The organism is Pseudoalteromonas sp. bablab_jr010 (assembly GCF_016464105.1).
In the GTDB taxonomy this organism is placed as follows: Bacteria; Pseudomonadota; Gammaproteobacteria; order Enterobacterales; family Alteromonadaceae; genus Pseudoalteromonas; species Pseudoalteromonas simplex.
The window spans coordinates 1-26,478 of sequence record NZ_JACDWV010000078.1 but is presented as its reverse complement, the minus strand read 5'-3'; the positions used below and the strand labels follow the sequence as shown (position 1 = coordinate 26,478).

Genomic DNA, 26,478 nt, shown 5'->3' with positions numbered 1-26,478 from the left:
TTTGTCACAGCATTAAACGATAGCAAAGCTTTGCTTTGCTATCTCAATGCAACCTTAATTGCCCATCACAACTCATATTAAGCACATTAGCGGGTGATGGGCAGTTATCCCTAAAATTTTTCTAGATTATTTATTCTGAACTCAAGGGCTAAGCCATGTTAGATACGAATATCAAAAACCAATTAACAAGCCACTTTGCTTCTATTACCAGCCCTGTTGAGCTGCTTATCGCCTTGGATGACAGCAATAAATCAACAGAACTTAAAAACTTAGCGAACGATTTAGCATCGTTAAGCGACAAATTCTCGGTGCGAGATAACCCTAACCAAGACGTACGTCGTCCGTCTATGGTGGTGTCTTCACCTATTAACAATACGCAAATCACATTTGCGGGTGTGCCTATGGGCCACGAATTCACAAGCTTGATCCTTGCACTTCTTCACACTGGTGGTCATCCAAGCAAGGCATCAGAGACTGAAATTGAACAAATTAAATCATTGCCTGGGCCACTCAACTTTGAAGTATATATTTCATTAAGTTGTCAAACATGTCCGCAAGTAGTGCAAGCACTTAACTTGATGGCGGCACACAATGAAAATATTACGGCGACTATGATTGATGGCGCCTTGTTCCAAGACGAAGTGAACGAGCGTAATGTGTTAGCAGTACCGGCTGTGTACTTAAATGGAGAGTTATTCAGCCAAGGCGCTGTTAACCTGACCGACATTCTAAATAAAGTAGATACCAAAGCGGCTGCACGCCAAGCCGAAGCACTGAACGATAAAGAGTTATTCGATGTACTTGTTGTTGGTGGTGGTCCGGCAGGGGCTTCTGCGGCAATTTATTCGGCGCGTAAAGGCTTAAATACCGGTGTTGTGGCAGAGCGTTTTGGTGGTCAGGTTTCAGACACGTTAGCAATTGAAAACTTTATCTCAGTAAAAGCGACCGAAGGTCCTAAATTAGTTGCTCAACTTGAAGAGCACGTAAAAGAATACGACGTAGATGTGATGCAAAACCAACGTGCGGCATCGCTTACTAAACAAGGTAATTACCAAATCACGCTAGAAAATGGCGCGGTGTTAAATGCTAAGTCAGTGGTATTAGCAACTGGTGCACGCTGGCGTGAAATGAATGTACCCGGTGAAAAAGAGTATCGCGGTCATGGCGTTGCTTACTGCCCTCACTGCGATGGCCCGTTATTTAAAGGAAAAGCGGTTGCGGTTATCGGTGGTGGTAACTCAGGTATTGAAGCGGCAATCGACCTTGCAAACATTGTTGAGCATGTCACTGTGCTCGAATTTGCTGATACCTTACGTGCTGACGAAGTACTTATTCGCAAAGCAAATAGCTTAAACAACATTACGATTATCAAAAACGCGCAAACAACAGAAGTTGTAGGTGATGGTAAACGAGTAACAGGCTTAAGCTATATTGACCGTATCTCTGGCGATGAAAAATCACTTGAGCTTGCAGGTATCTTTGTGCAAATCGGCTTGGTGCCAAACACTGAATGGTTAAAAGATTCAGAACTAGTACTGACTCGCTTTGGCGAAATCGAAATAGACAGCAAAGGTGCAACATCATTACCGGGTGTTTACGCGGCAGGTGATGCAACAACAACGCCGTTTAAGCAAATCATTATTGCCATGGGCAGTGGTGCAACGGCAAGTTTAGGTGCATTTGATTACTTAATTCGCCACAGCGATGAGATTCAAAACACCGAAGATGCAGCTTAATTAGCGACTCTTGATTAGGCAGCTCACACCCATAGCTGCCGCTTTAAAGCCGCCCTCTCCAAAGGCGGCTTTGTTTTATTCATCGAGCTACTGATACTGTGCTGCAGTTATAAATTCCTCAAAACTTTCACACCAAATAATCACAGTATTGTAATCTCTGACATCAATACCTTGTGGCACAACTAATTTAAAGCCGTTGAACGAACGCACCCCTGCAACACGCTGCATGGTGCCTTTTTGTGCTAAAAAATCGGCTTCGTTATCAATAAAGTTTCGCGATAGATAAAGTTGATAGTCAGGCCCTGGTGATAACGTGCCTTGCATAGAAATAGCATCATTCGTTAGATAAACCATACCATCACCATAATGAAGGCGATCTGAGCCTTTAAGATCAGGTTTAAACTCTGCACTAAACAGAGCTCTCGTTTGATGTTGTTCAAGAGTCTTGATTTCAGGGGCTGGTTGCTCAGTTAAAATTGGCAAACTGTATATCCCAGCCATAAAGCCCGCAGCAAAAATAGCCAATGCTATGATGAAAATTAACAGTGCTTTTAGCATTATTATTCCCTATTTTTTAAGTTTATGATGTGGCGTTGACTTAAAGAAAATTGCTTTTCAACATCACCAAAGTGTTGTAAATAAAGCTGCTCAAGTTCACCCGATTGCTGTATCTTTTGCATGCCTTGTTCTAGCAAATCCCTAATATTTTGATTTTCTTTACTTAAGTAAAAGTAATAGTCATTGGGGTATTGCAACATAATGTCTGGCGCAATGACAAAGTTTGTTTGTTGTAGTCGCTGAAGTTCTACACCTATTGCTAATGCAGAACGAGGAAAGTAATCTGCTAGACCACTTTCAAGTGCTTTGACCATTCCTGCGTAATCAAGCTCTCCATTTACAGATAAACCATTTGCTTTTAGCACATCATAATCTGACCAGCTTTGTTGCTGCACTGCAAGTAGCGGTCTTAATTGTTCCAAGTTTTTGATAGCTTTAAATTTTAGTTGCTCTTTTTTATGAATAATTAGTAGCCGTTTACCGTGTAAGCCTTTATAAATAGGAATAGTTGTTTTTACTAAGGTATTACTTAACTGAGAAGGTAATGACAGCCAGGCGAGAGTTATGGCTTTGTTGTGGCTAAGTTGCTCTACTATTCGTTTATCATTCATTGGTTGCGAATCATATCGGATGATAATATCAGCATTTACCGCGGCAAAGCTTTTCGTAAGTATTTTATGAATGTACTGCTGTTTGACTGCATCAGTATAAATAGGTTTAGCAAGTTGGATTACAATTTGACTTTGCGCGATTGCGTAAGAACAATGCAAAGCTAAAAATAATAAAAACAGGCGCCAAATTGTAGTCATTTATAAGGTTCTCTGTGTGCAAAGTAATCAGTTGCCCATCATACTTTGAATACATGGACCTGTTGCTGTAATCGCGACGCTAATGAAGCTAATTCTTGACTTGCTTGAGCGTTTTGCTGCGAGCTTTCGCTAACTAGTGAAATACTACTGCTAAATTCATTGATATTACAACTAAGTTCGTTGGCAACGATTGTTTGCTCATCTGTTGCGGTAGAAACTTCGTTGTTCATATCGGCAATAAGTGCCATTTCTTGAGTGATTTCAGTCAGTAATTGTGATGAGCGTTCTGCGTATTCAACACTTTGTTTAGCACTTTCGTCGGCATTGCCCATGGCGGTCACTGCTTGCTGCGCCATTGCTTGTAGTTTACTGATCATTTCGTTAATACTCGCTGTGGCTTTTTGCGTGTTGTGCGCAAGTTGCCTTACTTCATCAGCCACCACAGCGAAACCGCGACCCGACTCACCTGCGCGTGCTGCTTCAATGGCCGCATTTAACGCAAGTAAATTGGTTTGTTCAGCAACCCCTTGAATCATCATTACCACTTGGTTGATATCTGTTGATTGTGTATTTAACTCATTGATAAGTTGAGTATTGGTATTAACTATATGCGACAAGTGGTTAATTGCATCGATATTTTCTTGTACAGACTGTTGGCCAAGCTTCGCTGTCTTATCTGTGTGGGTGGCTTTTTCTGAAGTCGCAAGCGCATTAGCTGCAACTTGTTCAATAGCACTGCTCATTTGCGTAATAGCAGTAGCAATCATTGCCGATTGTTGTTCTTGTTCAGTGGCAGTGCTGGCAACTTGGTCGCTAATTGAGTTCATTTGCTCAGCGGCAGATGAGAGAGTAAGTGTTGCGCTGGTTACATCATTTACAAGAGCATGAATGCGCTCCATCATAGCGTTAAAGTGGTTTGCTGCTTGAGCTATCTCATCATTACCATGGGTTTTTGCGCGGAGCCGCAAATCAGCGTTTTCAGAGATTGATCCTATTGTTTCGCTCAGCGATAACAGAGGGTTGTGAATAGAACGATAAATAACAAAAGCGATAAACAACAAGATAATAATTAAAATAGTTATCGAAGCTGTCATTGCGATAGTGACTTGGGAAAAGTCTTTATCTGCCGCATTTTTAAATTTGTTGGCTTCATTGATCTGTAAATTAATCAGACCTTGATAACTTTCACTGAGAGGGTCAAACACGTCGTAAAGTTCTTTTACAAACACCTCATTAGGGATCGCTTTTAGCTGGTTACTGTTAACTTGGTTTAAAAACCTGCTAAGTTCACTTTCGACTACAGAGAGATTCTTTTCAACAATATTAACTAAGCGTTGTTCTTCGGAAGTGAGTTTTGTTGCTAAATAGCTTTTCCATTTATTGTCAGCAACATTCTTTGCGTTTTCAACTGCGGCTAGAAAGTCAGCTTTGGAGATTTGATCAGCGCGGTATTTATGAAATAAATCAACAATGTTAACGGCGTAATTGTCTGATACTGTTTTTATTTGCTCTAACGGAAGTACTCTGTCTCTATACAAACTATCAATTCCTTTGACCATATTAGACATCATCGACATCGTGAAAATAGATGTGATCACAAAAACAGCAACTGGTAACAAAGCTAAGACAGCTAATCTCGTACGAACAGTGTAGTTATTTAACATGAGCGAGCAAACTTTTGTAGGGACTTATTATTAAAACTAATAGAGAAATGGTTTTAAGCAAGTTTTTGCAATTGTTTGATGGGTTTTTCTTTTGATAGACCTCATTTAGTTAGTAAAGTCACCATATGCAGCCTTTATATTGTAGGCAACAAAGCCAATTTTCACGTTGGCTTTGTTTTGTTCCTATTTTTACATTAATGGCCGCGATTAGGCATTTGCCTTGGTATCTGTCTTTGTGTATTACGGCGCATTTGTTGGCGTTGCATTCCTTGCTGACGTGCTCTGTTCGCGCGATTTAATTGCTGCATACGATTTTGCTGCCTGTTTTGCATATGCTGACGCTGCTGTAATGCTTGTTTCGCTTTACTTTTATCTATGCTTTGCAATTTATTTTGCACTTGCTGGCGGTCAATGTTTTGTGCCCGATCTTTGATTTGTTGCTGTTTATCAGAAGGTAATGTTTGCCATTTTCCCTCAACACGCTGTTGCCATTTATCGGCATCATGCTTGAGCACGTTTCCATTTTTATCCGCAAACACGTTGTTTGCCTTATCGCGTTGGCTGATGGCGGTTTTTAAATCGCGTTTCAATTGCTGCTTTGAAGCTAGACGAGATTTACTTTTATCGCGTTTATAAATGTTATGTCTTGGCTGTTTATTAAGATGACCAGGTTTATGGCCGACATTAATCTTGTTACCAATATTGATGTTGCCATTATTAATAAAAACTGGGCCGCGGTAACCACCCCCATACCAGCCATTACAGCAATGATAAGGTCGATAATGGGTTGGCCAACCAATATTCCAATTCATCCCTAGATTTAAAAAACCATTGCTCCAACTTAAGCCAAACGACCAACCCGTCCAGTTGTTATAGCCAATATTAAACCCCCAAGTCGGTGGGCGAGGGTAGTAGTAGCCACCGCCCCAGTATGGCGGGTAATACCAACCCGTTCCATACACTGGCACGCCATAATAAGGGTATGACCACATGTAACCTGGGTAATAACCAACATACACCACCTCAGGAGTTGACTCGTATATCTCGACGTAAGTGACGTTGTATACGGGTGAGCTTGGAGGAATTTTTGCAATATCGTTTTTGGGAATGCTATCAGCAACAAGCCATGGTCCTTGGGCGGAGTTTGCTTTAAACCACACCGCATTATCGACTGCATAATATTTGCCTTTAATTTGCAGCACTTGTGCATCGGTATTAATAGCATAAGAAACTTGCGTGCCCGGGATACGTTCAAACTTAGGTTTGCCATCATAGTACACAGTTAAACTGGTATCTTTACGGCTGATAGCCGCTGTTTGCGGCACTTTTGCATCTAGTACAGCTTCGTCAGCTTCTTCTGTGCCGGCAACTGAAACTCTGAGGCCAGCTAAATCTGATTCAGGTGGGATATTGGCAAAGCTCTCTGGTAGTTCATCGCCACGAACAAATGTCCATGGGCCTGATTGTTGTTTTGCCCGGTACCAGCGCCCAGATAACAAGACATACATGTTATTCGTTTGCATTTCACGTAGCCACGGGGTTTCAGTGTTAAACACATACATGAGCTCGCCACCGGTTAGACTTTTCCATTTAGCTGCGCCATCAGTTGCAATAAGTTCGGTGGGTTTAGTGGCTACAACAATGGCTGGTGGCGCACTAAGACCTGAACTTTCAGTATCTTTAGGGAGCATTTTTACAAGTTCGGTAGGTGGCGTTTGAGTGAATTCATAAGGCCCTTTGGCTTGTTTTGCCTGATACCAAAATTGCCCATCGGTGAGATAACAAAGTTTACTTTTGCTATCTTTAATCACTGTCATGGCGGTGTTTAAAGCACGCTCATATTGGCTGTTTTCAACTTTACTAAACTTAGGTTCACCATCAAAACTCAGCAGTACCGACAGTTGCTCTTTGAATATAATCGTTGGAGGGTCGGTTTTTAATTGCGTTAAACTCTGCTCTGCTGCTTCTGCACTTTCAAGGCTGGCGGTGAGTTGCGAAAGCGAGGTTTCGAATTGACTGGCTTTTATTGCTTCATTAACGACAGCAGTAAATTTTTGTTCGCCTGCATCTTTTGATTCAGGCCAGCGTACATCGGTGACTGTCATATTGCGAACGGTGACGGTATCGTTTTCGCGGTCAGTATCTAATTTAGCTCTAAACCAAAACACGCCGAACACAGCATCATTGCCTGAAAGCGAAAAAGACATTGCTGCACGGGCTGTTAAGGTATTACCGTTTAGTTTCTCGGGTTGTGGCTGGTAAACAATGAGTGTGCCTTGGTTTGTTTTTACTTGTTGAGGCCACTCAATAGCTTTGCTAAAAAATGAACATAAACATAAAGAAGAGAGTATTAATACCCTGAAGGCAGTGATAAAAGGTAGGAAGAGTTTCATGGTCAATCCTTGGCTAACGTAACTCTTTAAAGTATAGCCAATGGCATCGAAAACGCTTGAAAACAGCGCCTATTTTTAAAGCGTTAGCTTAGGCGACTTGAGTTAAAAATTGCGAGCCCGCATTTAAGCCCATTTCATAGCCTGCACTGAGTTTTTCAAATGATTTCGTTGTTCGACCAACAGCAAAGTCGGGTGGTGGTGCAATAATATTAATTTTACAATCGCTTGGTGGGTTGGCAATAAAATCAATACTTTGATTGTAATTTTCTGCGCGCCTTAAGGTGGCTTCAGCTAATGCCGGGGTCTTCTTATAAAGACGTTTAACAAACCAAGGCGCTTTAGAAGGCTTTTTCTTATAGCCAAGAGGCTGAGATAAAATAACGGTGATTTCTTTATTGCCCATTTCGTATGCTTTACGAATTGGAATCGAATCTGCCACGCCGCCATCTGTAAGTTGTAAATTATCGATAACGGGAAATTCTCGATAAGCAATCGGCAGCGCACATGAGGCTTTTAATTGCTCTTCAAGAAGTGTTGTACTTGCTTTTAAATACTCAGCCTGACCAGTTTTTATATTGGTTGTGACAATATAAAACTCACTGGCTTGTTTTTCGAAAGTGTCGAGATCAAGGCGAATATCACGCATGGTTTCTTGCCACAACCAGTCTAAATCAAATAGGTGGCCACCTTTAATAAAACGAACAAAGTCGATGAACTCAGGTCTGCAAGAGTAATCGGTGATCACCGCATGGTTACGTTTGTATTGCGCACACAAATAAGCGGCAATGTTAGTGGCTCCGGCAGAAACACCATAGCATTGAGTAAAAGGTTGGTAATTAGCTTGAATAAAAGAATCCAGTACGCCAGTGGCAAAAATACCACGCATTGCGCCACCTTCTACAACGAGAGCCCTGTTATTGTTCATTTTCGCAACCTTGCTTGTAACCGTGAATGCTTCTAACCATAGCAAACACGGTTACAAAACGAAATAGAGTTTTGACTCTAAGTGAAGTTTGGCCTAAGCAGAGTTACACCGCCTCTACCCAAAGTACACCGACTTGTTTATCGGTGACTTTTACTGTGCTACCCGCCGCAATGGGAAAGTGACTTTTTAATTGCCATGTAATCCCCGAATACTGATGCGTGGTTAAACCTTTATCATCAACATCAGCGTTAACGACAAAGGTAAGTTCAGCAAAATCGCTATGTATTGGTGTTGTATCGGTTTTATCTTGCATGCGTTTGAGTGGTTTCCAAAGCACGAGTGCAAAACCAAGAGTAAATACAATATTGCTCCAAAGCGCGGTGGTGTAAGTTGTATCAAGTAGGCCTATATTCATTAGTAAGCCACTGGCAAATAAAGATAAGCCTAAAAACAGTAATACATAAGTACTCATACCTAGTACAGCAACTTCAACAATGAGCGCGATAACACCTATAATCATCAGTGCTTCGGCTAAATGGGTATCTAAAAATGCCATTAGCTCACCTAACTTTGTTGCTTTTTATTCAAAGAGTTAATAATAGACATGCCTTGAGCTACAAGCGAGCTTGCATCTGTGCCACTCTCTGGCAGTAATACTACAGATGACTCACGGGCAATGGCCTCTTTAGCAGCAATTGCTTTAGTAGCAAGGTCAAGTTGAATTGCTTTTTGGCCTTGCTCTGTATCGGCGGCTTCACCTACTTTACGTAGTGCATCTGCTTGCGCTTCAGCAACCGCGATAATCGCTTTTGCTTCACCTTCAGCACGTAAGATTTGCTCTGCTTTTTCAGCTTCTGCTGCAAGAACTTGCGCTTGCTTTTTACCTTCTGCCACGTTAATAGCAGACTGACGATCACCTTCAGACTCTAAAATTTGTGCACGTTTTACACGCTCAGCTTTCATTTGTGCTTCCATCGCTTCCATGACAGAGTTAGGTGGCACAATATCTTTAATTCTTGGTATAACCCCCTAAAGGATACTACTTATTGGTGGGTGAGTGAGTGAATCCTTTTATTTGTGATGTTTTAAGGGGGTTAATGAGAAATTAATATAACTCACACTATACCACTTAAAAATACTAGTTAATTTTGTCTATTACCCGCAGTTAGCCTCTAATGCTTCTATTTGCTTTATGAATCGGCTTGGATTCAGAGGTGCTGGTTCAGCAGTTACTTATTTATTATTTTCTACATTGTGTTATTTGATTTAGTAAAACACCAATTTTTATCGCAAATAACATTACAAGCTCTATTCTCAATATCAACCTGTAAGTCTAGAATTATTCACAGTGAGTAAGCTATCGATTGCAGCTTTTGAGAGAGGCTCCGACCAATGGGGTTGATCGAGTGACTTACTATTTAGGAGTACTAAACTGTCCCTTGTTAAGGGATTGGGGAGTAAATTCATTTTTAGATCATCCAACAGGTATTTGTACGGTCAAATTAGAGTGAAATTATCTAACCAGTGGCCACCTACTGAGTCTTATTACATAAATGTTTACTTCACTGGAGAATACCAATAATGCTCAAACATTGAATTTCATTTTATAAGTACTCACACTTATTTATCTAACATCACCTATGAGTACATATACAAGGAAACAAAATGACCTTGAAGCAATTTCTTCTCATCAAAGGCGATGAGAGTTTGAGCTTGACATTTATCTAGGTTAAATAGATTATTTCTGCATCATTGGCGATGAATAGATTTATGCGTGAAACTTAAACAAGTAGCAACCATTAATGCAGGCTACCCATTCAGGGGGAAAATTCCTGAAGAGCCAGGCTCTGCTGTAGTCGCGGTTCAGATGAAGAATGTCTCGTTAACCGGAGAAATTTGCTGGTCAGACTGCATAGAAACAGAGCTAACTGGCAAGCGTGAACCCAACTACCTGGCCACAGGTGATATTTTAGTGGTCGCCCGCGGCAGCCATAACTATGCTGTTCAGGTGAAACAGTCATTAATTTCTAGCGGTAAACAAGCTGTTGCCGCATCACATTTCTTTGTGGTCAAACTGGAGCAGAAAAGTATTTTACCTGAGTTTTTGGTGTGGTTATTAAATCAAGCACCAGCTCAGCGGTATTTTGAGCAGAATGCCGAAGGCTCCTTAACAAAAAGCATTCGTCGCAGCGTGTTAGAAGATATACCAGTTATTGTACCACCACTTGCCAAACAACAATCAATAATTGAAATGGCTAATATCCTTGATGTGGAGCAAAGGTTAATACAGAGGCTAATTAACAATAGTGAGCGAATGATGGGCACAATCGCCAACAGCCTATACCAGGAGTATGGTTGTAAAACAGCCAATACAGCGAATTTATGACTTAAATAGGGCCAGTTCTAAGTGGCTCAACAAGAGGAAACAATGGATGAACGATACAGCCAAGAGTGGTAACGATAAGATTAACCAAGACAGCATCAACAAAGCGCTGTGGAGTGCTTGTGATACCTTCCGTGGCACTATCAGTGCCGATACCTATAAAGACTTCATTCTGACTATGTTGTTCCTAAAGTACATCTCAGATGTATGGCAGGATCACTACGATGCTTACAAGATTGAATACGGCGACGAGCCAGAACTCATCGAAGAGATGATGAAAAACGAGCGCTTTGTACTGTCTAAATCAGCCAGCTTCTATACACTCTTTGAGCACCGTTACGCACCTGGTAACGGTGAGCGCATTGACCAGGCTCTGCACGCCATTGAAGAAGCCAACGGAACCAAACTGAAAGACGCTAGCAAGAGTGTATTTCAGGACATCAGCTTTAACACAGATAAACTTGGTGAAGAAAAGCAAAAGAACACTATTTTGCGTCACCTGCTGGAAGACTTTGCCAAACCCGAGCTGAACCTCAAGCCCAGTCGTGTCGGCACGCTAGATGTGATCGGAAATGCTTACGAATACTTGATTAAAAACTTTGCGGCCAGTGGTGGCCAGAAAGCCGGTGAATTTTATACTCCACCGGAAGTCAGTGACCTGATCGCCGAGTTGTTAGACCCGCAACCGGGTGACAGTATCTGTGACCCAGCATGCGGTTCTGGCTCGTTGCTGATGAAGTGTGGTCGCAAAGTCGTGGCAAACCATGGTAGCAAGCAGTACGCCTTATACGGACAAGAGGCCATTGGCTCTACCTGGTCGCTGGCCAAGATGAACATGTTCCTGCATGGTGAAGATAACCACAAGATTGAATGGGGCGACACCATTCGTAACCCTAAGCTTTTATATAAAAACGGCGATTTGATGCTGTTTGATATCGTGACAGCCAACCCACCTTTCAGCTTGGATAAATGGGGCCACGACGAAGCCGAGCACGATACGTTTAGTCGCTTCCGCCGTGGCATACCGCCGAAAACTAAAGGCGACTATGCGTTTATTTTGCATATGCTCGAAACCCTCAAACCCAAAACAGGAAGAATGGGCGTGGTTGTGCCGCACGGCGTGCTATTCCGTGGCTCGTCTGAGGGGAAAATTCGCCAGCAGCTGATTGATGAAAACATGCTCGATGCCGTGATTGGCTTGCCGGAAAAACTCTTCTATGGCACTGGTATTCCCGCAGTCATTCTGCTGTTTAGAAAGCACAAAACAGACAGCAACGTGTTGTTTATCGACGCTAGCCGCGACTTCAAAGCCGGTAAAAACCAGAACCTGCTGACAGAAAAAAATATCGCCAAAATCGTTACCACCTATAAAGCAGGTAAAAGTGTCGATAAGTACGCCTATGTTGCCAGTCTCGAAGAGATCAAAGAGAACGGTTACAACCTGAATATTCCGCGCTATGTCGATACTTTTGAAGAAGAGGAAGAAATCGACCTAGTGGCGGTTCGTACCGAGCGTGGGCAGCTAAAAGCACAACTGACTAAGCTGGAAATCGAGATGGCCAAGTATTTGGAGGAGCTAGGTTATGGCGCGTAGTTTAGCTAAGGAGGGCATCCCTAGTGGGTGGAAGTACGACCTGCTTGACAAATTTGCAACCCGTTGCAGCGGTCATACGCCGAGTAAATCTTTTCCAGAATACTGGAATGGAGGGATTAAATGGATATCCCTAGCAGATAGCTTCCGTTTAGATAAAGGGTATGTCTACGAAACAGATAAGGAAATATCTGAAGCAGGAATAGCAAATAGCTCCGCTGAACTACACCCAGCAGAAACTGTCGTTTTATCGCGTGATGCTGGCATTGGTAAAAGTGGCGTTATGGCTGTTCCTATGGCAGTCAGTCAACATTTTATTGCGTGGAAGTGCGACAATACGGAAAAACTAAATAGCTGGTTTCTGTATAACTGGCTTCAGTTGAATAAGGCTGAGTTTGAACGCCAGGCTGTTGGATCAACTATTAAAACAATTGGATTACCGTATTTTAAAAAGCTAAAAATCGCGGTTCCTCCGTACACAGAACAAAATAAAATAGCCAAAATCCTTATTACTTGGGACAAAGCCATCACCACTACAGAACAACTAATCGCCAATAGCTTGCAACAGAAAAAAGCCCTAATGCAACAGCTACTGACTGGTAAAAAGCGCCTGTTGGATAAGAATGGGGTTAGGTTTAGTGGAGAATGGAAGGTCGCAGAAATTGGAGATTTTCTGAAAGAAAGCCGTATTCCTTCAAAAACTAATAATCCGTCCAAAAGGTTAACGGTAAGATTGAACTTGAAAGGTATTGAAGCTAGAGAGTTTCGAGGAACCGAGGCTGTTGAGTCAACAGCACACTTTGTCAGGTCAGCTGGTCAGTTCATTTACGGCAAGCAAAATATACACAAAGGCGCATTCGGTATAATACCGAAAAACCTGGATGCTTATGAAACTTCACAAGATTTACCAGCCTTTGACTTTACCGGATCTTGTGAGTCGTCTTGGTTTTATCACTATATGACTCAAGGGCATTTCTTTACTTCTCTTGAAAACAAAATGTCTGGCACTGGATCAAAGCGACTTAATCCAAAAACATTTTTCAAAATCAAGATACGTTGTCCGTCTATCGATGAGCAACAAAAAATCGCTACCGTACTTTCCAGCGCCGATCAGGAAATATCTTCTTTGCAACACAAGTTCGATGCTTTGAAGCAAGAGAAAAAAGCGCTGATGCAGCAGCTGTTGAGTGGTAAACGAAGGGTTTTGGTGTAAGAAGGGCTATTTATGGATTTGAATATTAATCATATAAGGAAAGCGTATCTGTTCGTTAAAAGCTACGCATACCATGAGAACCTTAATCTGTTTCTAAAACAACGTGTGGCAGATTTTGAAACAAACCATACTGAAATGGACAAGGTATTAGAATCCATATTGGAGGTAGTTGATCAAGAAGATCCTTGCAACCAAAAATATTTCAAGGATTTGCTTAAAAGTATTAATTACCACTTGCTGCCAAAGCTGGTTGAGCGCAAAGAAGACAAACCTAGCTTGAATTCAGGGTTATTCATCAGTAATGTCCGTGATTCTGAGCAATATCAAGTTTCAAAAGTTAACTACTTCATCAATGCTCCGGTAGAAATTCATATTATTGAAATGTTGTGGTGCCTGTTTGTTGGCCCTGCTCTTGAGAAAGGCATGAGCAAGGACAGCTATGGAAATCGGATGCACTCCTCGGCTCTTAACTTTTCAAAAGATAGTGACCTTTCCGGCCAAGAGGTCTTCAAGCGATACATAGACCAATACAACCAATGGCGCGATCAGGCCTTAGAGGTTGCAACTCAAGTATCTAAGAATGGTGATGATGTTGCACTTTTATCGTTGGATTTGAAGTCTTACTTCTATCATGTGGATTTAGATTTTAACTGCATCGAAGCTGAAATTCAAAATCACTATTCAGACAACGCCCAACTCTTAGAATTTGCGTTAAAGCTTAATCTTGTACTGGAAGCAATATACACGCGTTACCAACAAGTTATCGCACCTAGAATTAAGCAAACTCATATTAAGAGCAAAGATAAAAAGTGTTTACCCATCGGCATGGCGTCAGCATCCATCATCGCCAATTGGTATCTTTCAGAATTTGATTATTCTATTGGTGATGATGTTAGGCCAGCTTATTATGGTCGCTACGTCGATGACATTATAATGGTCTTCAAACGTCCTAAGTTTGATGAAGAAAACCCAATTCCCTCATTTGTAAATCATTATTTAAGCTCTGTGCTCACAGCAACCGACGATAATGCCAAATATGTTATATCAGTTGCTGACAATTCGTTACCAATGCAACAGGATAAGCTCATTTTGCAGTTCTTTGATAAGGAGCATAGCCGCGCCGGGCTGGAAGTATTTAAGCAAGAACTTGATGAAAGAAGCAGTGCATTCAAATTTTTGCCGAGCGATCATATTAATAAAGAGCTCGACAGATTTGCATACGACGTACTCTATGATGGGTCTGCCAATAAGTTACGCAGCATTGTTGGGCTAGCTGAAAATGAGACAGAGCTGGCAAAGTACCTATCCAGCCATATAACGGCTCATCGACTATGCAAACTGAACAATAGGGATGTGGTTCTTCCACAACTTAAACAGTTTTTTAAAGGGCAGAACGCACTTCAATTTTTCCGTTTATGGGAAAAGCTGTACCAATATTCAGTAATTACCAATAATTACGGATTTTTGTCTTTTTTCTATCGATATGTTGAAGCCGAAATAAATAAGATTATTGGCATTATGCCAAACTCTAGAAGGTCTTCAAACCGGTTTACTAAAAAGCTAAATAAAGACCTCAATTTATACAACCAGATTGCATTAGCAATTACGATCGGTCTTTTGGACATAAAGAGCATTTCTGTCTTTTTCAGTCCAACTATTTCTTCTAGCAGTGCATTTCATAAGCATAAATCAGAATTAAGTGAATTAATTACACGTGGATCTGCTCTGCATCATTTTGCATGGCAGTTAAGATGTTCAAACTTAATTCGTCACCATCTAGTTGCTTGGCCACTGGCCAACTACTCTAGTCAAGAATCTGACCTGACATTAGAAAATGATTTCACAAGCAATGAAAATGTCACGTTAGATGAGAACAAAATTTCTTTTTCGCCACGTTTTATACACTTCGACGAGTGGCAGATATTTCATTTGGGAAAACATCTCGCTGTTGAGAATGATTTGAATGGTTGGCTAACAGAAACCATTGATGTCTATAAAAGTCGATTCTTTGGGCAAGAGTTTCCAGTTGACTTTACCTCTGAAGATTTAGACACCGGAGGGATTGTTAAGTCCAGCCTATTTGTTTCTGACAAGGATTCTAGAGACCAGATTAATTTGGCAATAGCAAACCTGAGAGTAAAAGAAGATGATATAAGTAGTGCTGTCCGCCGAGATAGACATCCAAATCTTAGCTTTAAACGTCAGGAGGATCTTTATAGCATTCTAAATTCGGCGCTTTATGAGAAAGCTGATCTATTGGTGATGCCTGAAGTTGCAATACCTGTCAGCTGGCTTCCATTCATGGTGTCATTTTCTCGTAGACATCAAATAGGTCTTGTTTTCGGACTTGAACACTGGGTATCGAATGGCGTCGCATATAATTTGATCATAGAAGCGTTGCCATTTAGAGTGTCTGGCAAGTACAAATCCTGTGTAATGACAGCTCGCGTAAAAAATCATTATGCCCCTGCCGAACTAGAGCTTTTAGAAGCTGTAAGGCTTAAGCCTGGTAATCTTGTACTAAAGAAAAATGCATACTATCACAAAGTATCATGGCGTGGATTGTCATTTACGACATACAACTGCTTCGAACTATCAGACATCACACACCGAGTTTTATTCAAATCGCAAATTGATCTGCTATTTGCATGCGTCTGGAATAAAGACACAAATTATTATCAGCATATTCTGGAGTCTGCCGTCAGGGATCTGCATTGCTACACAGTTCAAGCAAATACCTCGCAATACGGGGGCTCTTGCGTATTAAGGCCAACCAAAACAGAGAGCAAGACAATGCTTTATGTTAAAGGTGGTGAAAACCCTTGCGTACTGACTACAAAACTCGACATTAAAGGGCTTAGGGATTTTCAATACAAGTCAAAACCAGGCTCAAAAGACTATTTTAAACACCTACCACCAGGTTATGACTGTGACTCGGTACTCACCCGATGAACTTACTGCACCTCGCGTATCAAGGGTTGAAGAGAGATAAAGAATGACACAATACATACCCAAATTTCAGGAAGAATACAGTGCCAAGTTACCGGCTCTGACGTTGTTGACCAACCTAGGGTGGTCATTTCTCTCTCCTGAACACGCGTTAGCCGCCCGTGGTGGTAAGGTCGATGAAGTGGTTTTACGCCAGGTGCTACGCATGGAACTTCAAAAACGCACTTTTACTTTCGCAGGTAAAAGCCATCCGCTTTCTGAAAAGGCTATAGACAAACTGATTGCCGAGGTATGCAGCCCTGCGCTTAATGAGGGTCTGTTAACTGCCAACGAACGCCTATGCAACCACTTGCTGTACGGCATCCCTGTCACTGAGTTTGTAGATGGCAAAAAGGCCAACCCGACGGTTGCACTGATTGACTGGCAGAACCCGGTCAATAACAGCTTTGTATATACCGAAGAGTTTACTGTTACCCGCTCTGGCGGAGTGGAAAGCCGTAGACCGGATATAGTGTGCTTTGTAAACGGTATTCCCTTTGTGGTAATTGAGGCGAAACGCCCCGATAGTAATACCAAAAAGGGTCCCACAATTGACGAAGGCATTTCACAAAGCCTGCGTAACCAACGGCATGACGAAATCCCGTTATTGTTTGCTTATAGCCAAATGTTGTTATCCATAAACGGCAACGAGGGCAGGTATGGTACCAATGGCACTCCCGCTAAGTTCTGGGCCGCCTGGCGTGAAGAAGACATCACCGATAGCGAGATGCACGCTATCAAAAACAAAACGCTAAAAGAGGAACAGCTGGCGAACTTGTTCAACCATCGCCCAGCAAAAGACTTGGATTGGTACCAGAGCCTGAACGCTGCGGGGGAACTTGCTGTTACTGGTCAGGATCAATTACTGATTAGCCTGCTAAGCCCTACCCGGTTGCTGGAGATGAATCGTTACTTCACATTGTTCGATAAAAAGGCTGGCAAAATCATTGCCCGTTATCAGCAAGTATTTGGTATCAAGCGCCTGATTGAACGCATTAATACCCGAAGTGTAACCGGCGGACGTGAAGGTGGGGTAATATGGCACACCACGGGTTCTGGTAAGTCATTTACCATGGTGTTTTTAAGTAAGGCGCTGATTCTACATGGAAGCTTGAAGCAGTGCCGTATTGTGGTGGTGACTGACCGGGTAGACCTGGAAACTCAGCTGAGCAAAACCTTTGCTTCCGGCGGTGAGTTGGCCGGTAAAAAAGACAAAGAAGCAGCGATGGCAACCTCAGGCAAACGCTTGGCCGAACAGATCGGTAAAGGTACAGAGCGGATCATCTTCTCGCTTATCCAGAAGTTTAATACCGCTACCAAAATGCCAGAGTGTGTAAACGATAGCTCTGACATTATTGTGCTAATTGATGAAGGCCACCGCAGTCAGGGGGGTGAAAACCATATCCGCATGAAGCAGGCGCTGCCCAATGCAGCCTTTGTCGCCTTCACTGGCACACCACTGTTAAGAGATGACAAGACCACCAATAAGTTTGGTCCCATTCTGCATGCTTACACCATGCAACGTGCAGTGGAAGATCAGACTGTTACACCGCTGCTTTATGAAGAGCGCATTCCCGACTTAGACGTGAATGAACGCGCCATAGACAGTTGGTTTGAACGTATTACCGAAGGGCTTTCAGACGAACAAAAGGCCGATCTAAAGCGTAAGTTTGCCCAAAAAGGCCAGGTATACAGTGCTGATGACCGCATTCGTTTGATTGCCCTGGATATTGCCAACCATTTCGTAAAGAACATCGATGAAGGTTTGAAAGGCCAGTTAGCCTGCGACAGCAAAGCCTCTGCAATCAAATACAAAAAGTATCTGGACGAAGCTGGCTTGTTTGAAACTGCCATTGTGATGAGCCCACCCGATAGCCGCGAAGGCAATACTGCTGTGGATGAGGCAACCACACCCGAAGTGTCCCAGTGGTGGAAAGACAATATTGGCTGTCAGGATGAACAAGCTTACACTAAGAACCAGATTGAACGCTTTGATAAAGATGATTCATTGAAGATACTCATCGTGGTTGATAAGCTGCTCACTGGCTTTGATGAGCCGAAAAACGCTGTGCTGTATATCGACAAACCCTTAAAAGAGCACAACCTGATCCAAGCGATTGCACGGGTAAACCGTCTGCATCCAAAGAAAAAATTTGGTTTACTTATTGACTTCCGTGGCATTCTGGCGGAATTGGATACCACTATTCAGAAATATCAGGATTTGGCTTCCCGCACTCAGGGGGGTTATGACATCAATGATATTGCAGGCCTCTATAACCAGATGAGTACCGAGTACAAGCGCTTGCCACAACTCTATAAGCAGCTATGGTCAATATTCAATGGCATCAAAAACAAGAACGACATTGAGCAGTTACGAAAGGTGCTGGTTCCAAAGATTGAAGAGCGTGGCGGAGAGCTGGTTGACGTGCATCTAAAGGTACGTGAAGACTTCTACGAAGCCCTCACGGCCTTTGCCAGCTGCTTGAAGGTAGCGCTGCAATCAGCCTCTTTCTTTGAAGACAAGAGCTTTAGCGACCAGGATCGTTGTCATTACAAAGAAACTGTGAAGCAATTCTCCAGTCTGCGCCAACTGGTGCAGCAAGATGCTGGTGAGAGGATTGATTACGACGAATACGCTGAACAAGTGAAAAAGCTTCTGGATAAGCATGTGGTGGGTGTAGAGGTTAAAGAATCCGGTGGCGTGTATGAAGTCGGTAAGATGGGGCAAAAGCAACAGCCAGAAGACTGGAGCGAAGATAAAACTCGCAACGAAACCGATATCATCAAAACTCGCGTAACTCGCATGATTGAACAAGAACTACGGAATGACCCTTACGCTCAAGAAGCATTTTCCAAGCTGTTGCGCCAAGCCATTTTTGATGCTGAAAAGCTATTCGACCACCCACTGAAACAGTACATGCTGTTCCGTGAATTCGAAGAGCAAGTTCAAGATAGGCGCTTGAACGACATTCCTGATGCCTTTACAGGAAATCGCCATGCTCAGGCTTACTTTGGTGTGTTCAAGAAAGTTCTGCCTGAAACTTTGGCTATACTGGACCAGCAAGTTCAGGATAAGTGGGTAAAAGTTGCCTTTGAAATTGACCAGGCAGTAGAAACCTCTGTTGCAGAAAACTCTATCAACCCGCAGAATGTCGAAGCCGACATTCGAAAAAAACTATTGCCGCGTATGTTTCAGGAGTGCAAAGCCATTGGAGGAGGAATGGACCAAGCCAAGAAGATTGTTGAGATGATTGTTCAGATCACCCGGGTCGGATTAAATGGTTTTTGAGTGGGTATAACCAGATGAACGTACCTACTAAACCTCAAAGAGATACCATGAGCTTCCGCTATGGTGACGAGCAGATTACTTTTGAGCGAGTTAAGCGCCTGCAAGCCACAGGCAAGATATTAATCAAGGTTTATCCCGATTTCCGGGTAATTGTAGCGGCTCCTGAGGGGGCAGAAAACGAAGCTGTATTATCTGCTGTTAAAAAACGTGCGCGCTGGATATACGAGCAGCTTCGGGATTTCCGCAAACAACTTGAATTCATCACACCTCGGCAATACATCAGCGGTGAGAGCCATTACTATCTGGGAAAACAGTACCTTCTGAAAGTGATTGAAGCGCCTGAGCAGGTTCAAGGCGTGAAACTGCTACGCGGCAAGTTAGAAGTTTCGGTAAGAACAAGGTCCGCTGACAAGGTTAAAGAGCTATTAACAGACTGGTACAAATTGCGGGCTAAGGAGACATTCGCTAAACGCCTTGATGCCATGCTGGAACAAACCCTTTGGGTAGAAGAACGGCCACCGCTACGCGTACTGACCATGCAAACGCAATGGGGCAGCTGTTCACCCAATGGCCGAATCACCCTGAACCCTAACCTAGTCAAAGCTACGCGTGAGTGTATAGACTATGTGATCCTACACGAGCTTTGCCACATTGCGGAGCATAACCACAGTGAGCGGTTCTATCGGCTTATGGGCCAGGTAATGCCAAAGTGGGAAAAGACGAAAAAACGGCTGGATGGAATGGCTTCCGTTATCACTAATTGATTAATGAATTTATAGGAGCAAAAAAATGCACGACTACGCAATATTTGGTCATAGTAGAGCAGCTATTGGAAGGTGGCTCGGTGTAGCATCTGTAATTTTAACAGGTGCTGTTTCTTCGTTATTGGTTTGGTTATACGAAGCGACAAACATAGAAGCATTCGCAACAGCCATTATAACTCCAGCCATAATTTATTTTGGTCTTCATTATTGTTTTGATCGGTTTGGGTGGAAAATTCCGTTCTTTAGCATCCCTGATATTAGTGGTATTTGGTCAGTGAAAGGTGAAACGCTAAATGAAGATGGTTCCACAAAGTATAACTGGGATGCAGAAATAGATATCGAACAAACTTGGGAAAAAATTTCTATAACCTTACAAGCAGCAGAGAGTTCAAGCGAGAGCTATACTGCTACTCTGGGGAAAAAGCCGGGAACAAAGGGTGGTTGGATTCTTCACTATAGCTATACAAATAACCCTGATACTGATCAATATCATAAATTGAATTCCCACAAAGGCTATTGTGAATTATTTTTTAACAAAGATTTAAACCTAGGTGAAGCCGCTTATTTTAATAGTAATGGTAGAAGGACTTTTGGAAGAATGACTTTAAGGAAGGAACAATAATGATCAACTTTGAAAATAGACTAGCGAATCTAAAAAACCGTCGCCAAGGAACAGCTGAGAGAGATCGTCTGGAAAAAGGACTATATTCGTATTCTGGCGACACAAGACTGGCAGAAGCGCATGAACAGTTACACGAAATTGCTGCTATAAAATATGTGATTGGTTCAATGGCGGCAGTCAGTCCAGAGTCTACACGAATTTCTATAGTTGAGGGCGAGCGAGTAGCATCAACACTGATTGAAATGCTGAAAACATCAGGAATCAATACCGAAGCTAGAATGCAAGGCTCTGTGGCATTGGATATCCATATCGAAGGCCATTCTGACGTAGATATGTTGGTACTAAAATCGGATGTAATTACTATCCAAAGACCAGCTTTGCCCGGCACCTACTACTCTGATTCTAGCGATACTCGGTTAATGGTTGATATAGTAAAAGAGCTGAGACTTCAGGCGGAAGCAAAACTCAAATCTCGCTATCATGCTGCTGAAGTAAACACCAGTGGAGCAAAGTCGATAGCCCTCAGTGGGGGGAGCCTAAGACGAAAAGTGGATATCGTTCCAAGCAGTTGGCACGATACGCATGACTACCAAAGCTCAAAGCTTGAGCACTTCAGAGCAGTAAATATTTACAACAAAGACAATCATGCTTTAATTGAGAACAAGCCTTTTCTTCACATCAAGAAGGTAAATAACAGAGATACTCAGTACGGTGGTAACCTTAAAAAAGTAACTCGGTTAATGAAAAACATCATTGCCGATATGCCAGATTATAAGAAATCAAAAGCAAAAAAGCTTACTAGTTACGATATTGCTGCGATTGCCTATTCTATGAATGAAAGGTTACTTTGTAGCCAATATTTACCGTTAACACTCCTCGAAAATTTGCGTTCATACTTGCTAATAATTTCATATCTTGATGATGAAAGAAACGCGCTAATAGTCCCTGATGAATCAAGAAAGATATTCAATGCGGAAGAAAAAGTAGAGGCGCTCAGGATACTCTACAGTGAAGTAAATGACCTTGCTGAAGCTGTTCAAAAAGCCATTAACCCTTTGAAAGAGAAATATGATGGCGATGTATTACGAAATCGACAAGTGATGTTTTTCTAGCAGATTAAATGCCTTTCTTGAAACGAAGGGTATAAGACTTAATTATAAATCCAACTTGAAATTGGCACTCTTAAAACTCCAGACTTTCTGAGATGCGTATATTAATAAAACTAAGTTTAAACCTAAGTGAACTAGCTTAAGGAATTAGCAGGATCAACTGAATGGATGTAGTCATTTTGATTATATTGGAGTTAATGGTGTAGGCTTAAGTGACTGCTGACGAAAATAAAGGTATACCCGTCATGATTGAAGTAACAATAAGGTTTGAGATTAATAATGACTTTTTAACGTTAGATGATATTGACGATTGTCTTTTCGAGGCGGGATTTGATGACGCGATTATTAGTCATTCAGACGACGGAAAATTAGCAATAGAATGCAGTAGAGATGCGACTAGCTACGCTGATTTGGTCGAATCAGTTGTTGCTGAGGTAAAGAACGCTATACCGAGTGCAAAAGTAATCCAGGCTTCGAGTGACAGTTTGCAGACAAGCCAAGGTCGACATCAAAACCCATACAAGCATAAGAATCTGTGTAACCCCGGTGTAGACTTTATGACTTCAAGAATTCGCAGCCTGGAAAAGTTTACATCCATTACTGAAATTAAAGTCAGTGATATTGTCGATATTCCAGATGGCAAAGAGATGCTGCACCCAGCGAGATTTTTCGAGGATTTATTTTTGCATAAGCTAAAAGCTCAAGAATTGAGTAATGATTCTCTCAGCAAGCTGCTAGGTATATCGGTCGAGCAATTCGATGATTTTCTTAAAGAGAAAATAAGTGTAACAGTTACTTTGGCTAAACGGCTTGAGACGTTAACCGGAATGCCTTGCGATTTTTGGTTACGCGCACAAAGTAAATTTGATAATTCGCGTAAATATGATTGCAGGTGATCAGAATCAAGGGTTCATTTAAATATTCGAAACTAGAATTAAGCCTTCATCTTAATATTAAGATCAGAATCAAGGCTTATTTCAATATTCGAGTTTATCATCAAGGCTTCATTTTAGTATTGAGATCAGAATGAAGGCTTATTTCAATATACGAGTTTATCATCAAGGCTTCATTTTAGTATTGAGATCAGAATGAAGGCTTATTTCAATATTCGAGTTTATCAGCAAGGTTTCATTTTAGTATTGAGATCAGAATGAAGGCTTATTTCAATATTCGAGTTTATCATCAAGACTTTATTTAAGTATTGAGATCAGAATGAAGGCTTATTTCAATATTCGAGTTTATCATCAAGACTTTATTTAAGTATTGAGATCAGAATGAAGTCTTTTTCTAATATCCTTAAACAGAGTCAAGACTATTTAAATACCATACGCAGGTTGATATATGATTGTGAAAGTAGGTAAAAATGGGGCTATTCCACTACCTGACAATAAGGAATGTAATTTAAATATCGGTGATATTCTATTATGTAAGCTTACTGAAGATAAGCGCTCAATTGAACTTGAAAAATTTTCAGATCAATCTTTAACTGATGAACAAATAAAAGTACACGGCTATTTAGCTCGCGTGGAGCCACTAAACCCTGATGACTATAAGTAAGCTATTTGACTGAAATGATTTCTTCGTTAACTTATACTATGATTGCTGAAAGCAAGTCTTCTTGTATCATAAAGAAAGCTTAATTCTAATATCGGCGATCAGAATGAAGCCTTGGTGCTAGTAAAATTTAGGTGTAACAATCTAAATTGAATTAGTCTGAATGTAATCTGTCAGTTTCGTTTTCTTGATGTGATTATATCTGACAGACTACCTAAATTGGTTCTGCCCCATTATGTGTTTCAATTTAATACCAACTCGACGCGGAAAAGTATAATTGAACTTAGTTTTAGTAATACCATAAACCTTGAAAACTTACTTAGATAACGCATTTAACTAGGTGGGTAAAATCCGTTTGTCACTATAGTATTGTTAATACACTCGACTATGGCACACTAATTGTTCAATCCCTGCAATGGAAAGTATTATGCTACAAGAACAGCCGTTGAAGAAAGCACATCAGCTAAAAAAGGAACATCATTATGTATGGGCTAACTATTTACGAAACTGGGCTATAGGTGATACCAAAAATAAAGTCTGGTTTAAGAAGGCTAAAGGTGGTTTTGCTTATGATAGTGTAAAGATGGTTGCGAAGGAGAAGCACTTTTACCAAATCAAGCCACTGACTAAAGATCATGTAAAGATAATCAGAATGATATCTTCCGAAAGTCAGTTGCATAAACAAAATATGGAGCTGCTCCAAAAATTTCTATTAATTCAGAAAATGGAGGAGTTTTATCAAACGAGTGGTAAGAAGAGCGTGGAAACAGAGAAGGAAATCGAAGCGCATAAACATAATACCCTAGAGAATTTGCATACTGCTTATGAAAGCAGCGCTGGGAAGACCATTTCTCTGCTAATTAATCGAGATTTGTCTTGCTTAGATGATATGAAGCAATTGACTGCTTTTTGTAATTATCTTGGGCACCAGTTCACTAGAACAAAACCATTTCGCGACATCGCACTACTGGTTATGTCAAAAGATGATTCTGAACAAGCAAAATTAGTGCATCATATATCGACTGAGTGTTGGTGGTTTATAAGTCATATGCTAGGTCAAAACCTTGGTTACTCAATGTTCGTATCTCGAAAAGAGGACAATTATTGCCTTCTATTAAATGAGACTACTCAACCGTTTATCACGTCGGATAATCCAGTGATAAACGTTCATAAGGGTTTGACTAATGATATGACGCCTCCAGAGGATGACCAATTGGACTTGTACTATCCGTTGTCTCCAACAATTGCAATCATGGTTAGCAGTTCCCATCGTTTTCCTGGCGGGGAATCAATATTAACCCTTGATGATGTCAATGAGTTAAATACAAAGATTGCTAAAGGTGCTTATGTAAACATATTTGGATGTAGTGAGGAGTCTTTGAAACCATATAGCAAGTTTGTTGGAGACCGTCATGATCGAGCAAAACAGTTTGTAGAAAGGTAAAATGCGAGGGCCGATTCTTCCTTCTGCCTTTTAAGGTTTCCCGTACTTTATTTAATCCGTTTTCAGCTAATTTAGCGAAGAAGCTGAAACACTTTTGTCCAGAGACGGGTTATGTATATAACTCGTCTTTGCCCCATTGTCAGTTAACGTAAATACTCTATAGATCACCTTTGAGCTATCAGATACAGTGATGAACTTAATGATATTGGCTCTACTCCATAATCTGATATTCCACTAACTTTTATGTTGGTGATGATATAAACAACTGTATTAATATACAGTTTTGTTGTTGTGCTCCCATATTCAAGAAAATGAGCGACGAGCGCATTTTCTTTTTCAGAGTACCTCTAGTGTCAATAAAAATATTATGGTTGGCAATGCATTACGTTATTTGATAAAAATAGATTTATTAATACATACGCGTAACATCGGCAGAAAGATGCGCGACGAGCGCACTATAAAATTGTTATAATTTTGGAGGCTCCTCGTGCGGATAAATCATGTTTGTCCTTACTGTATGCAAGAAGCATTCGATAGTACTGGAATGCAGTCTCTTAGTTTTAGACTGACACCCCATATGCTTCATGATAGCGGAGTGCATGAAATCAGGTGCCCTAAAGGTCACGAGTATTCGGTAGTGTTGAATGCAGCAAAATACGAAATTTTGTATGACTTGGGTATGAATGCTTTAAGTGACGGTTATACAAGAGAGTCAGTATCGTCGTTTGCAAGCTCGTTAGAGCGATTTTATGAGTTCTTTATTAAATTCCAAATGCAGAATGCCAATATTTCATCAGAGTTATCAGACCAAGCGTGGAAGACAATCTCAAATCAATCAGAACGTCAACTTGGTGCCTTTACGTACCTTTACTTATCATCACTTGGTGAATTACCACCAGAGCTAAGTAGCAAAGATCGAGGTTTTAGAAATAAGGTAATCCATAAAGGATATATTCCATCAGTAGATGAAGCTATTGGATTCGGTAAGGTCGTTTATAATCATATTATGGCTGTAATATCGGAGCTTGAGGCAAAGTATGGCTATCGCAAAATTTACAAATTTTATTCAACACAATTACCTAAAGGTGGTGCTAGTTGGGTTGTAAATGAATCGGCAAAGTCTATGAATCTATCGTCGACATCGGCAGGTACCTCAGTAGTTGACTTTGATGTAATGTTGCAAAAGTTTAATCGAAAATAAAATTATAACAAGTGCCTAAACCAAAGGACGCAAAACAGCAGGCTTGCGCTCCTTCATCGCTAATTTTAGCCTGCTATTTCGCGCCGGTTAGGCAAGCGTTGGTATGACTCCCACAGTCAAGTTAAACGCACTGATCCTTGCCTAACTTTTTAAGCCATAATTTCTTCAGCTCGAATTAGAGCGAGTTAATACATAGGATGAAGCAAGTAATGTCGTCGGTTTTCATGCTGATATT

19 protein-coding genes and 1 pseudogene are annotated in these 26,478 nt (G+C 41.3%); 13 read left to right on the top strand and 7 right to left on the bottom strand.

The features are described from left to right. Positions 1–155 precede the first annotated feature (155 nt). Complete coding sequence (gene ahpF / locus JIG37_RS06925) at positions 156–1,736, top strand: alkyl hydroperoxide reductase subunit F (protein WP_054553957.1); 1,581 nt, start codon at positions 156–158, stop codon at positions 1,734–1,736. A gap of 87 nt (positions 1,737–1,823) precedes the next feature. On the opposite strand, the gene JIG37_RS06920 is transcribed toward ahpF, so the two are convergent. From JIG37_RS06920 to JIG37_RS06890, 7 genes and pseudogenes are all read right to left on the bottom strand, one after another. Next, entirely contained in the window at positions 1,824–2,294 is a 471-nt protein-coding gene (locus JIG37_RS06920; protein ID WP_054553956.1) for a DM13 domain-containing protein, read from the bottom strand. 2 nt (positions 2,295–2,296) lie between these two features. Continuing rightward, a complete protein-coding gene (locus JIG37_RS06915; RefSeq protein WP_054553955.1) occupies positions 2,297–3,103 on the bottom strand; it encodes a transporter substrate-binding domain-containing protein in 807 nt (268 codons plus the stop codon). 38 nt (positions 3,104–3,141) lie between these two features. Further along, complete coding sequence (locus JIG37_RS06910) at positions 3,142–4,767, bottom strand: methyl-accepting chemotaxis protein (protein WP_054553954.1); 1,626 nt, start codon at positions 4,765–4,767, stop codon at positions 3,142–3,144. A 194-nt stretch (positions 4,768–4,961) separates the two neighbouring features. Next, positions 4,962–7,160, bottom strand: a complete 2,199-nt coding sequence (locus tag JIG37_RS06905) for a carbohydrate-binding family V/XII (RefSeq protein WP_199529040.1) — start codon at positions 7,158–7,160, stop codon at positions 4,962–4,964. Positions 7,161–7,248: 88 nt separating this feature from the next. Continuing rightward, entirely contained in the window at positions 7,249–8,085 is an 837-nt protein-coding gene (locus JIG37_RS06900) for a patatin family protein (protein ID WP_199529039.1), read from the bottom strand. A 103-nt stretch (positions 8,086–8,188) separates the two neighbouring features. Continuing rightward, a complete protein-coding gene (locus JIG37_RS06895) occupies positions 8,189–8,641 on the bottom strand; it encodes an NfeD family protein (RefSeq protein ID WP_199529038.1) in 453 nt (150 codons plus the stop codon). Positions 8,642–8,649: 8 nt separating this feature from the next. After that, positions 8,650–9,099 (bottom strand): annotated as a pseudogene (locus JIG37_RS06890) (band-7 C-terminal domain-containing protein); the annotation flags it as partial. 760 nt (positions 9,100–9,859) lie between these two features. Here JIG37_RS06890 and JIG37_RS06885 point away from each other — a divergent pair. From JIG37_RS06885 to JIG37_RS06830, 12 genes are all read left to right on the top strand, one after another. Beyond that, positions 9,860–10,471 carry a restriction endonuclease subunit S gene (locus JIG37_RS06885; RefSeq protein WP_199529037.1) on the top strand — a complete coding sequence of 204 codons (612 nt, stop codon included), beginning with the start codon at positions 9,860–9,862 and terminating at the stop codon, positions 10,469–10,471. Between the two features lie 46 nt (positions 10,472–10,517). Continuing rightward, on the top strand, positions 10,518–12,062 hold the full coding sequence (locus JIG37_RS06880) for a type I restriction-modification system subunit M (RefSeq protein WP_199529036.1): 1,545 nt from the start codon (positions 10,518–10,520) through the stop codon (positions 12,060–12,062). Further along, positions 12,052–13,272 (top strand): restriction endonuclease subunit S, encoded by a 1,221-nt coding sequence (locus tag JIG37_RS06875; protein WP_199529035.1) that lies wholly within the window; start codon positions 12,052–12,054, stop codon positions 13,270–13,272. The genes JIG37_RS06880 and JIG37_RS06875 overlap by 11 nt, the downstream gene beginning before the upstream one ends. A 12-nt stretch (positions 13,273–13,284) precedes the next feature. Then, positions 13,285–16,224, top strand: coding sequence for a hypothetical protein (locus JIG37_RS06870; protein ID WP_199529034.1), 2,940 nt, complete (start codon positions 13,285–13,287; stop codon positions 16,222–16,224). A gap of 43 nt (positions 16,225–16,267) precedes the next feature. Continuing rightward, complete coding sequence (locus tag JIG37_RS06865; RefSeq protein ID WP_199529033.1) at positions 16,268–19,549, top strand: type I restriction endonuclease subunit R; 3,282 nt, start codon at positions 16,268–16,270, stop codon at positions 19,547–19,549. A gap of 47 nt (positions 19,550–19,596) precedes the next feature. After that, positions 19,597–20,313, top strand: a complete 717-nt coding sequence (locus JIG37_RS06860) for a SprT family zinc-dependent metalloprotease (RefSeq protein WP_199529032.1) — start codon at positions 19,597–19,599, stop codon at positions 20,311–20,313. A gap of 25 nt (positions 20,314–20,338) precedes the next feature. After that, positions 20,339–20,935, top strand: coding sequence for a hypothetical protein (locus tag JIG37_RS06855; RefSeq protein ID WP_199529031.1), 597 nt, complete (start codon positions 20,339–20,341; stop codon positions 20,933–20,935). Next, positions 20,935–22,047 (top strand): hypothetical protein, encoded by a 1,113-nt coding sequence (locus tag JIG37_RS06850; RefSeq protein WP_199529030.1) that lies wholly within the window; start codon positions 20,935–20,937, stop codon positions 22,045–22,047. Before JIG37_RS06855 ends, JIG37_RS06850 begins: the two co-directional genes overlap by 1 nt. Before the next feature lie 242 nt (positions 22,048–22,289). Continuing rightward, a complete protein-coding gene (locus tag JIG37_RS06845) occupies positions 22,290–22,940 on the top strand; it encodes a hypothetical protein (RefSeq protein WP_199529029.1) in 651 nt (216 codons plus the stop codon). A 445-nt stretch (positions 22,941–23,385) separates the two neighbouring features. Further along, positions 23,386–23,601: a hypothetical protein gene (locus JIG37_RS06840; protein ID WP_199529028.1), complete on the top strand. Its 216-nt coding sequence runs from the start codon at positions 23,386–23,388 to the stop codon at positions 23,599–23,601. Positions 23,602–24,025: 424 nt separating this feature from the next. Then, positions 24,026–25,042, top strand: coding sequence for a DUF4238 domain-containing protein (locus tag JIG37_RS06835; RefSeq protein ID WP_199529027.1), 1,017 nt, complete (start codon positions 24,026–24,028; stop codon positions 25,040–25,042). A gap of 595 nt (positions 25,043–25,637) precedes the next feature. Next, positions 25,638–26,243: a hypothetical protein gene (locus tag JIG37_RS06830; RefSeq protein ID WP_199529026.1), complete on the top strand. Its 606-nt coding sequence runs from the start codon at positions 25,638–25,640 to the stop codon at positions 26,241–26,243. Positions 26,244–26,478 lie beyond the last annotated feature (235 nt).